The organism is Yersinia similis (assembly GCF_001053095.1).
Classification (GTDB): Bacteria; Pseudomonadota; Gammaproteobacteria; order Enterobacterales; family Enterobacteriaceae; genus Yersinia; species Yersinia similis.
The window spans coordinates 1-8,172 of sequence record NZ_CGBP01000056.1 but is presented as its reverse complement, the minus strand read 5'-3'; the positions used below and the strand labels follow the sequence as shown (position 1 = coordinate 8,172).

The following is an 8,172-nucleotide window of genomic DNA, read 5'->3' as shown; positions in this document are numbered from 1 at the left end:
CGGTGGTGCGCTAAGCGCCAACGTAGACAATCTGACCGCCGTGGGGGCGCGGGTGAATCGGTAAGTGACAACTATGCTGACACTGAGGGCTGTCGGAATTTGCTAAACGCCCCGAATAATAATTTCCGACAGCAAAAAACTAGTTGTAAACTATTTATTTGAATTTCAGAAAGTACAAGGCTATTAAAAACATTATTATTTAATTCATGATTTAATTGATATCGAAACAACTTTTGTTGGTATGGAGAAAAAACCGATTAACTACAAGCGTTAGCTGACCACGTTTGACAGTAAATCATATGGTATTCATTCATGTTCACACAAGACTCACGACTTGGTGTTGTCACGCCAGCCCAACCCGTCTGAAACGTACAGTAATGGGCTGCATTACTTCCTCCTGCCTGAGTCTGGTAAGGTGCTACGGGAATTTTAGTTGATGGAAATACAGAATTACTGCCATTGATAACTTCAACTCTGTCGTCAGCCCAATCGATTTAAGTTTAATAGTGGAAGATGGTGTTAAATTAAAACCTGCAATGTATAAATAAATAATTATAATATTAATGTATCAGGTTGGTATTATATCCTCAATAAAATGTAACTAAATGTAATATATGAATTCGTCCCTCACTACAATCCAGATTAACTATATGAATAGTGACTGGAATAATCAAATAAGGCTAATTTTAAAGCACTATTGAAATAAATGTTGATATCATGTTACTAATTATATTGTGCTCAAACATAAGAAATCCTTCTGTGTATGATCGCTTATATAAATTTAGGAGAAAACATGCACCAATCAGAGATCAAGCTAACCAAGAGACTTAAGATAAAACGTGTTGATGTAAACAAGGTTAAAGAACAGCAGAAAAAAGTATTGGAATGTGGTGCGGCAACGTGTGGTGGTGGTAGTAACTAATTCTCTTCTCAACGTGGCGATATTATTATCGCCACTTATTAGAAATTGGATAGAAATAATGATAATGGATGCACAAGTAAAAAGGTTGCTTCACGGCTGTGCAGGAATGAATTCGGTTCGCATGATGACTGGTTCATTTCATGTTTTTTATCTATTTTCTTTGGGGGTTTCAGTTTCACAAATTGCTATGCTACAAATGATATTTAGCGTAGCAGTATTTTTATTTGAACTTCCAACGGGAATATTAGGTGATAAACTTGGTGTAAAAAAAAACGTAATAATCTCATGTGGTTTTTATGCAGCCTTTTTCCCACTCTGTACCTATGCTCCGGATATGTCTTTGCTGATACTTGCAGAGATCTGCTACGCGCTTGGTGCCTGTTTTATATCAGGTGCAGATAGTACCTGGATAAAGGGACTTGTAGATAATCTTTCAAAGAAAGCTGATGTTGCCTATCACCACTATATTTCTTATGTCAGAGAAATTAATGCGCTGCTGAATTCTATATCAGGAGCAATCGGAGTTTTAATCGTGGTGGTGCTTGATAGCTTCAGTAGTGTTTATTATTTATGTGGAGTTCTATTTATTTTACTGATGTTGCTATTCAGTACAGTCAACTCAGTTGAGGATAAAATTGATGTTGCTGTAATAAAAGAAAAGTTTAGTGTCTATAAGCATATCAGAGAGTCACTTCGTTTGCTTTTTTCCACGAAAGTTGGTGTCTATTATATTTTGATATGCGGTTTTGTCGTAGGAGCCATTCAGCCAGTTTACCATTTCTGGCAACCATTTATTCTTGAGCAAACTGGGTTAATAGACAATACGGATAAAAAAAATGAGATCATCATCTTAGGCATTTGTTTCTTCTCATACTCTTTTACAAAATACCTTTTTAATAGATATCTCCGGAAAGTGATTTTTAACCACTATCAACCTATGACCATTATCTTGGCTACTACAATGCTAGCAGCATGCACTATGCTACTTCTGCTTATAATAAAAGGCACCTGGACGCCAATTATTATATTTACTTTATTCCATTGTTTCTTTTCTGTACCAATGAGTCAATTTGATTCTGAGTATTTTAAGTATCTTGATAAGAAAAATTCCAATACTGTTTTATCTATAATTAGCTTGATAGCAAGAATTTTTGGCATTGTCTCATTGGGTATCATCGGGTTATTGTCCAGTAGTTTTGGTCTAACTTCGGCTTTTGCATTTTCTCTTTGTTGTATCATTGGAATTATACCCATCACAATTATGTGGACACTATACAACCGCAACTCTTCAAAAAATGAAAAAATATTATTGGAGGAATTTAAGTGAGAATACAATTAAATCGAGCACTTCCTTTGACATATGATAAGAGCAATAAAAAAATAGTTGCAGGACAGACTTTCCATGACCTAATCGAAATAGACGATTCACCTGATTTTCTTTATGAGTTGCTAACAGATTTAAATGTGGAAACTGAATTAAGCATAATCCTGAATAAATACAAAATAGTAGCAGAAGAGTCCTCATACGATATCAATGAGATCATTGAAAATCTTCTTGAGGAAAAAATAATTATTCATGTCTGGCAACCCGACCGTTATGATAGACATCGTTTATTTTTCGAACTATCAAAAGATAATCATGAAACCACGATGTCAGCTCTTTCTCTGGCAACCGTTGGCATTATGGGGACTGGTGGTATTGGGTCTAATGTTGCAATACTACTAGCAGCGGCTGGGGTTGGCAAACTCAAGATAAGTGATGGTGATCTAATTGAAGAGTCTAACCTTACCCGTGCGACTATATTTAAAGAAGATCAGATAGGAAGCTTAAAGGTAGCGTCGCTGAAAGAAAATATTTCAGAACGAAATAAAATATGTGGGGTAGAGGTTCTCCCATTATTACTGAATGAAGAAAATATGGATAAATTTAACGCATTTTTTTCAGAGTGCGATATTATCGTGTTATCAGCAGATCCTAATAATGTTTTTGAACTTATTAGTATTTTTCATGATAATAATAACATCCCAATTGTCAATGCGGGATACTTAGGAAGGCTTGGCCTGATCGGGCCAATGATGGATGCTACTTCCAATCCGGGATTTAAGGAGTTATTTACTCGAGATTGTGAAGAAAATCGAACTGGAAAAATACTCATTAATCGCCGATATCAGGCACCATCTTATGGCCCACTAAATTATATGGTTTCATCAATCTGTTCGCATGAAGTAATACGCTATCTTGCCACAAGGAAAAGTTGTGTTTGGCAAAAAAGATTACTAATAAATCCTGACACCTATGAAACACTATTTTATGACTATAAAATAACAGAAGATAATATTGAGATGAAGTGCGATACACTCAAGCCGGGTGATGAGACAGTTTTTAATAAAATCGCAGGGTATTATAGAGAGCATCGTGACACATCAAGCACGAATAAAACTGTTCTTGACAAGAGTGTTGCACGAATCCTGATAGAAAATAAATATAATTCAGTTCTTGATGTTGGTTGTGGTATTGGTACGTATTGTAGGATGTTGGACGGTAAATCTAGTTATATTGTCGGTCTCGATATTAACAGTTCTATGCTTTCAACAGCCAGGGAGTTAGGCGGTTCAATTGAATATAGCAATGGCGAATTTATGAACTATCATGATAATCATTCCTTTGACCTTGTCATATTTTCTCTGGTTCTCGACCATGTAGAAAACTTTGTAGATTATATCCTAAAAGCAAAAAGTCTCTTGCATAAAGGTGGGAGTATCGTATGCATAATTCCTAATCCTGTTAAAGATTCATGTTTAAGTAACGAAGGTAAATATATGGAGGTCACTAACTATTTTCATGAAGGAGTTCAGAGAAAAAATCGTTACGATGTCAATGACGAGATCTTATGCGAAGTTTTATCATTTAAGCGAACATTACCGACCTATCTAAATGCATTTTTAACTTCAGGTTTTACATTACATTCTATTGAAGAACCGAGACATCCTGATAGTAACCATCGTGCACATCACATTCCTTATTTTACGATTTTAGAGTTCCGCTATGAACATTGATAAAATATTTGAAAATCCATCTAATTTAAGGTCATTCGAATTTAATAATGATGTTTGTAAAGTGTTCGATGATATGGTTTCCCGCAGCGTTCCGGGCTATCACAACATTCAGGATATTATCTCTTTGACTTATGATGAATTCTCTCAGAATAGGGTTTTTATTGATGTAGGTTGTTCTACAGGCACAACCATCGCAAAAATCCTGTCTGAAAACCAAGTAAATTACTGTTATGGAATTGATATCTCAGAAAGTATGCTAGCAATAGCACAAGAAAAATGTGGTGAACATGAAAGTCTGGTCACCTTTAAGAACTGTAATTTACTTAATGGTACTGATAATGTAATAAACTCAGAAAAAGTTCCAGATTTCATAATACTTAACCTCGTTTTACAGTTTATTAGACCACCAGAAAGAAAGAAATTCATTACCAATATAAAATCGCTATGCTCAAGTTCAACCTTGATGCTCGTTTTTGAAAAGATTATTTTCAATGACGCCGAAATTAATATGAAATACATAGATAGTTACCTAAAATGGAAAGGTAAGAATGGCTATTCTGAATCCGAAGTTTCTAATAAACGTAAAGCACTAGAAAATAAACTCATCCCATATCTTCATGAGGAAAACATTGAACTATTTAAATCCTCTGGATTTAATTCTGTCGAAATATGTTTTTCATTCCTTAATTTTAGAGGGTATTTATGTCGATGCTGATCGCTGATATCTATAATGATACACTTTATTATCCTCTAAGTGTATCAGAGTATATTGTATTCTTCTGTGCTTCTGAGCGAAATGCCAGAGTTTATAAAAAGCTGAGATCAAATCCGCAAGATATTATCGATTCCCTTGCGAAAACTATTAGTCAAGAATTAAAGTTCGAACCGCCAGCGCCTTACCTGACTGTATCTGATATTAGGGTGATTAATGATAATGTTAACAATTTACACGCCAATATTGACCAGATTTTTTCTAATGTCTGGTGCCCGTTCGCGGATAGAAGAAAGCACTGGTTTCATTCTTTCACGCGACTTGCTAGTGAACCGAGTTCAGAAGAGTCCATCAGTGTAGTGCTTTCACATTTTCTTGAAAATTATCATGTACTGGAAATGGAGGGCCTCTATATGTTAATCGATAATGCTGATGTGGCAACAGACCGTGATCTATCTCGTCAGACACTATTATTTTTTGAGCTAATTCGCCAGCAGTTAAATCCAAAAGTTCTTGATGGTATTCAGCAGAGAAACTGGCGTTTCAGACTTGGCGAAGAAGAGCTTTATCTACTCGTATTTTCAAACCATTATCCAAAGAACCATTCCCGCTATATCCCAGTAAAAAACAGTATTGCCTTCTTGATCCAACCAGACCGGGTTTTCGATAAATTCGCCAATGCAGAAACGATGTTGATCAAACAAAACGTCAGACAACAAATAAGAACCATCTATTGTTTACAGGGGGTCGAATACAATTATTCGTTATCAGAATCTAACGATCATAAAAGAAAATTTGTTAAGTCAACGGATTTACAATCAATAATTAAATGGTGGGATTTTTGATGATACCAATAACTGAAAGTACAAGTATTGATTTTGACACAATATCTTATCCAGATTTTTTGGGGGTTCTGGGAGTTGATAATACGCCTCCTGGTGGGATGTTTACTCTTGACTACTGGATAGAAAAATCAAGAATAAATTCGAACACATATTTACTCGATTTGGCATGCTCAACAGGATTTTCGGCTCGTAATATTGTGCATAAAACAGGATGTAGTGCCGAAGGCATCGATATTTCTGCCCGTTCAATAGAGTCTGCTAATCAACTTGCCGTTCAGGGCAATATTGCTGAGTGTGTTCACTTTTCTGTAGGGAATGCTGAATCGGTCTCATTTACTGATAATACTTTCACGCATATCACTGCAGGTTGTTGTTTTGGATTCATTTCTGATAAACCAGCGGCGCTCATCGAAGTCCAACGGGTTTTAAAACAGGATGGATTTCTCTGTATTTCTCCATTTTTTTACGAATCAGAGCCTGATAATGAACTTCTTTCATTAGTTGAACAATATATTGGCTATCGACCCGATATTAAGAGAGATTACAGTTATTGGTTCAATTTCTTTAATCAGCACTTTACTCTATTGCATGAAGAATTATTCGATCTTCCAGTTTACAGTGATGATGAGATCGAAAAAAACGTTAATATTTCTATCTGTAGCAAACCGGTGTTTAACATACTGAGTAGAGAGAAGCAGCAACTTGCTTTTGACCGTTACTATAATACCCGGCTGTTGTTGAACGAGCATGCAAAATATCAGTCCGTTGCTTTGTGGGTGATGAGAGTTAAAAAATGACACTGTCGACGATAGATTTATTTAATCTCAGTGAAAACGAAGATTATGTTTATATTCTAGATCTTGACGCGATGACTCAGTTCGTTCGCGAATTTAGAGGGATATGGGATAAACAATTCCCTCACGTAATTTTTGCCTATTCGTTTAAAAGTAATAATATTGCTTCCGTCACACAACTGATGTTTAGAGAGGGTTTTTCTGCTGAAGTTGTCTCTCTGCATGAATTAAAGCTTGCGATTAATGATGGATTTTTTGGAACCAATATTTTTTTTGATGGCCCGGTTAAATTGGATAACGAGATTGAGTTTGCGCTATCAAATAACGTTAATATTCAGTGTGATAATATAACTGAAATAGAAAGAGTATTAGCGCTTGCTGCTAACACTAATGCTGAACCTCACATTTCATTACGCCTAAGTTCCGACTATCGTGGCCAAGGACTATCGCGCTTCGGTATGGATAAAGACGAGTGGAATGAGGCCATCGCTTTACTCACTACTCATGGCATTTTGTGCAACGGGATTCATGTCCATTCTGGATCTAATCTTAGTTCATGCCAGGGTATTGTTGACACGCTTGAGTCTTTTCAAGATGAAATAGGTGCTCTCAAAAACCATCTTCGTTTCATTGATATCGGTGGAGGCTACCCTGCATCAACTTGTGGTTCTGATACAGCATCAATCCTTGAACAATATTCGGTCAAGATAGCTTTACAGCTACGGAGGTTAGGAATTGATTTTCACAAGACCCCCCTTATACTGGAGCCTGGCCGTGCATTAACAGAAGATTTTGGCTATCTAGTGACTAGAATCGTTTTTGCAAAATGTCGTTATTCCACTAATGTGATCACCACCGCGGTGCCCGGAACAAACATAAGGTCTGCTCAGTATCACAACCATCGTAAGGTATTGATTATTCCAGAACGCCCTGTTAATTGTGAACACAGCGTTGCAGATGTTTACGGTTCAAACTGCTATGAAAACGATATCATTGCAAAAAATGTACCGGTCCCGTTTGACCTTTCACTCGATGATAAAATAGCTATTTTTTCCTGTGGTGCTTATGACATCATGAATTCTAGTGACTGGATTCGGAAACGACCGCCAATAATCGTAATTTCGAACGGTAAGACTTACTATGAACATTACCGATTTGCCGGGTGAGTATCTTAATGGGAAGAAAATTCACCTCTTGGTTCCTGACCTTAGTAGAAGCCAGGAAATGTATCAATTGATTGTGAATTTTTCAAACTTACACCGCGAGTTTCTAACTTGGGCTGATGATAACTCCAGTGAAGAAACTGTCTTTAGCAATATGAGTATTGCCAGTAAGAATTTCTCTGAGGATCGGGATGAGTATAAGTTTCTGATTATCAACAACCATACTAATCAACTTGTTGGCTGCATTAGCTTGTTTATTCGTCATGCTCAGATACCCTATTTTGAAATAGGGTATTGGCTGTCTACTCAAGCTATGGGGTATGGATTTATTACAGAGGCCTGCATTCTGGTTCGAGACCTGGCCTACCACCACTTGAAATCAAAACGTTTAGAAATCAGGATGGCACGCAGAAATATTCGCAGTAGTAAGCTGGCTGAACGCTGCGGATTCTATTGTGAAGCAATATTGAAAAATAACCGAATTGATGGTTTCGGATGCTTAGATGATACCTGTATCTATATTTATTCTAAGTAAATCTGTGTGATTCATAGTCATCATTTCAATTAACTCTTCCCCCGATCAGTCTGAATACGTTGTATTGGAAACAGCCTCTCCTCAGTAACACAGTAACCGAGCGGCGAACTCGCGTTGTGTGATTTAAATAATGTAATAAGCTGG

General features: G+C 36.6%; 8 protein-coding genes. All 8 read left to right on the top strand.

Annotated elements, in window-relative coordinates:
• Nucleotides 1–793: 793 nt before the first annotated feature.
• A complete protein-coding gene (locus AC971_RS25535) occupies nt 794–922 on the top strand; it encodes a hypothetical protein (protein WP_012413695.1) in 129 nt (42 codons plus the stop codon).
• A gap of 64 nt (nt 923–986) precedes the next feature.
• Nucleotides 987–2,249: an MFS transporter gene (locus AC971_RS20960; RefSeq protein WP_231573048.1), complete on the top strand. Its 1,263-nt coding sequence runs from the start codon at nt 987–989 to the stop codon at nt 2,247–2,249.
• Nucleotides 2,246–3,979, top strand: coding sequence for a ThiF family adenylyltransferase (locus AC971_RS20955; protein ID WP_025381523.1), 1,734 nt, complete (start codon nt 2,246–2,248; stop codon nt 3,977–3,979). Before AC971_RS20960 ends, AC971_RS20955 begins: the two co-directional genes overlap by 4 nt.
• A complete protein-coding gene (locus AC971_RS20950) occupies nt 3,969–4,694 on the top strand; it encodes a methyltransferase (protein ID WP_011192339.1) in 726 nt (241 codons plus the stop codon). The genes AC971_RS20955 and AC971_RS20950 overlap by 11 nt, the downstream gene beginning before the upstream one ends.
• Nucleotides 4,682–5,536: a YqcI/YcgG family protein gene (locus tag AC971_RS20945; protein WP_025381522.1), complete on the top strand. Its 855-nt coding sequence runs from the start codon at nt 4,682–4,684 to the stop codon at nt 5,534–5,536. The genes AC971_RS20950 and AC971_RS20945 overlap by 13 nt, the downstream gene beginning before the upstream one ends.
• Entirely contained in the window at nt 5,536–6,333 is a 798-nt protein-coding gene (locus AC971_RS20940; protein WP_025381521.1) for a class I SAM-dependent methyltransferase, read from the top strand. Before AC971_RS20945 ends, AC971_RS20940 begins: the two co-directional genes overlap by 1 nt.
• Nucleotides 6,330–7,496 (top strand): type III PLP-dependent enzyme domain-containing protein, encoded by a 1,167-nt coding sequence (locus AC971_RS20935; protein ID WP_011192342.1) that lies wholly within the window; start codon nt 6,330–6,332, stop codon nt 7,494–7,496. The genes AC971_RS20940 and AC971_RS20935 overlap by 4 nt, the downstream gene beginning before the upstream one ends.
• Complete coding sequence (locus AC971_RS20930) at nt 7,471–8,028, top strand: GNAT family N-acetyltransferase (protein ID WP_025381520.1); 558 nt, start codon at nt 7,471–7,473, stop codon at nt 8,026–8,028. Before AC971_RS20935 ends, AC971_RS20930 begins: the two co-directional genes overlap by 26 nt.
• Nucleotides 8,029–8,172 lie beyond the last annotated feature (144 nt).